1 protein-coding gene is annotated in these 3304 nt (G+C 52.8%); it reads left to right on the top strand.

Annotated elements, in window-relative coordinates; genetic code table 11:
* Positions 1-3304: hypothetical protein (locus PHH49_05275; GenBank protein ID MDD5488353.1), on the top strand; the 3304-nt coding region annotated here is incomplete at both ends.

Below are 3304 nucleotides of genomic sequence, written 5' to 3'. Positions count from 1 at the left end.
CGCGTGAAGACAACGGGTGAACTCAACGCCGAAGGCGGGAAGATAACGGTAGACGCGCAAGGCGCAGATTTCTCCGGGACTATCACGGCATCCGATGGCGAATACAACATGAATGACGGTGATACGAACATAGGTAACACATTTATGTTCGGGAACCAGAGTTTTGAGGATAATATTAACGTTACGGTTACCGGTAACGTTGTTATAGCCAATGGGAACCTTACTATAAGGGCAGACAATAATAATGCTTCCGGCATCACCTTGCCGGGCACACCGCCAACGCTTGACACCGGTGGCGACTTTGTCCAAGACAAGGGGACGTTTATAATGACTACAACCGCAGGGAAAAAAGTTACTATACGTTCCGGCTCGGACGAGAATAATGGGACGGGTAACGTAACGGTTGGGACGATATTTTCAGCGGGAGATGTAGAACTGACAGCGGCTGGTGGGGCCGTAGATCGCACCACGGGGACCCTTGGTATAACCGGCGGGAACCTCAAGATAAAAGCGGCTAACGGCATCGGCATGACGAACACTATACAGAGTTTGGTATCCAGTCTGGAAGCCCTTAATACAACTTCCGGGGATGTTAATCTCTCGAATCTGGGAGCTCTTACCGTAAACGGTAACGGTATAACGAATAACGACGCGAGCGGAAATGTAAATCTCACTAATGTCGCGGACCTTACTTTAGAGGGAGCGGTAACGACGGGTGACACCGCGAGCCTCAACGTCACCGGCGCTATTTATGATAAACACGCCGGAGTGGACGTGACCGCCGACAAACTCGAACTTAATACTCTGAGCGGGATAAAAGATAACGGAGCAGGGGACAATATCCTTGATACACAGGTGAATAGCCTTGCCGCGAAGAACACCCTTGGCGGCGATGTGAACATAAGTAATACGGGGGATATTGACATAACCGCCGTAGGCAGTACCACAGGAGTCACCAACAACTTAGGTAATGTAGGAATAGAGACTTCCGGGAATCTGGCCATATCCGAAACGGTTCAGGCACTGGATACGGTTAAATTGTCCGCGGGAGGAGCCATAACGGGCAAAACGGGCGTTGCGACCCATATAGCCGCGGATAAAGCGGAACTTTTAGCGGCAAACGGCATAGGTTCGGCTAACGCTATAAATACAGCGGTTTCCGAGATAGCGACGCATAACACAACTTCCGGTGACATCAACGTCAGCAATACAGGGAACTTGGACATAACTTTGGTAGGCGGTACGACGGGCGTTACCAACGACGCGGGTAATATAGGTATAGAGACCACGGGGAACCTCGGCATAAACGAGAAGGTCCAGGCGCTTGGCAACACAGTAAAACTTACAGCAGGCGGAGCGATTACGGGAAGCGCGCTGCGGCCGACGCATATAGCCGCCACAAGGGCGGAACTTGCCGCGACGAATGGCATAGGCTCAAGCAATGCTATCAAGACAGAGGTCTCAAAGATCGAGGCTGTGAACACGACAAGCGGCAATATCATGCTAGACAACACCGGGAACCTTACGGTAACCGGCGCGGGCGTGGATAACCAGGCGTCCGATGGGGATGTATATCTTACGACGCGTTCGGATCTTACGCTCGAGAGTGCCGTAAAGTCAGGCGACCTTGTGAGCCTCGACGTTGACGGCGCCCTATATGACAAGAATTCAAGCGGCGAAGATATAGTGGCTGATAAACTTGCCATGAAACTCAAGGACGGGATAAAGGATACAGTAGTCGGGGACGATGTTCTTGAAACGCAGGTAAGCGACATAGCGGCCGAGAACTCAAGTACGGGTACACTTAAAATAAAGAATACAGGCGACCTTGACATAACTACAGTAACGACGCTTTCCGGCGACATGGTCGGGATAACCAATTCAGCCGCGGGACAGGCGGTAGGCGTTGAATCGACCGGGATACTGAAGGTGACCCCGACCGGGCAGGTAGTGACGGCAGGCGGGGACATCGACCTCAAGGCCGATGGAGACCTTTATGTAAATAATATCGCGACTAACGGCGGCGTGTTCGACGGGTCAGCAGGCGTACCTATCGCGGGAACGGTCACGCTGACTTCGGTGAACGGTGATATTAAAGACAACTACGACGAGAATCCAACTATTATCTCGGGAATGTCCGTAGACGACGTTTTTGACATCACGGCAAAGGATGTCATATTTAACGCGCTGAACGGCGGTATTGGCGGAGGGGACTTGGCGCCGATCGAGTATATAGGTAACGCGGTATTCCATACGACCGGCGACCTGTCATTGTTCCATAGAGGGGTATTGCATCTTGCGGCATTCGCGGGGAATAGCTTCTCTTTCGTGAACTCGGGCGATCTTTATGTCGACGGCGCGATAATTACAACAGGGGATGTAAATCTGCAGGTTATAGATGACCCGGACTTGTATGTCAATACCGCCATAAATAGCGGCGGTACGGTAAACCTTTCAGCAACAGGTAACGTGATAATCGATAAAGTTGCCGTTACCGCGGCAAATAATATTAACGTTGCCGCGGGAGCGATGTTCGCGATGGTGAGCGGTACATTTATTAACATAGCAAAGCTTATCGCAAATAACGATGTTAATGTTACGGCTGCCAGTGTTGGGATGGAGTCAAGCGCGACAATTGAAGCGACGGGTGGAGCGGCCAAGATAGACGCTACATCTGGTGATGCAACAATGAAGGCCGATAGCCATGTGTCAGCCGGGACCACTTCCGAAGTTACGGCAACGGGTGCGCTAAAGATTGAGAAAGACAGCACTATAACCGGCGGCAGCGGCGCGACCGCTAAAGGCGGCAGCGTAGAGATGGGGATTACCTCGCGTGTTGAAGCTACGAACGGGGACGCGACTGTCGAGGCGACTAACGGGGATGTGACCATGTGGAACGCCAGCAGGGTTACCGCGGGAGGAGCGACGGGGAATGCGACCGTGAAGGCCACGAATGGCGGGATAACCATGTGGGATAATAGCCATGTTACCGCCGGGGCAAATGCGGAAGTTACGGCTACGGGAGCGGTCAAACTGGAAGAGGACAGCACTATAGTTGGAGGCAGTGGCGCGATCGCTAAAGGTAGCAGGGTAGAGATGGACAGGAATTCGCGGGTTGAGGCGACTAACGGGGACGCGACCGTCGAGGCGACTAACGGGGATGTGACCATGTGGAATGCCAGCAGGGTTACCGCGGGAGGAGCGACGGGGAATGCGACCGTGAAGGCCACGAATGGCGGGATAACCATGTGGGATAATAGCCATGTTACCGCCGGGGCAAATGCGGAAGTTACGGCTACGGGAG

The sequence above is a fragment of the Candidatus Omnitrophota bacterium genome (genome assembly GCA_028715965.1).
Lineage (GTDB): Bacteria > Omnitrophota > Gorgyraeia > Tantalellales > Tantalellaceae > JAQUQS01.
Note: the sequence above shows the minus strand (reverse complement) of the source record. Positions and strands in the feature narration are given on the sequence as shown.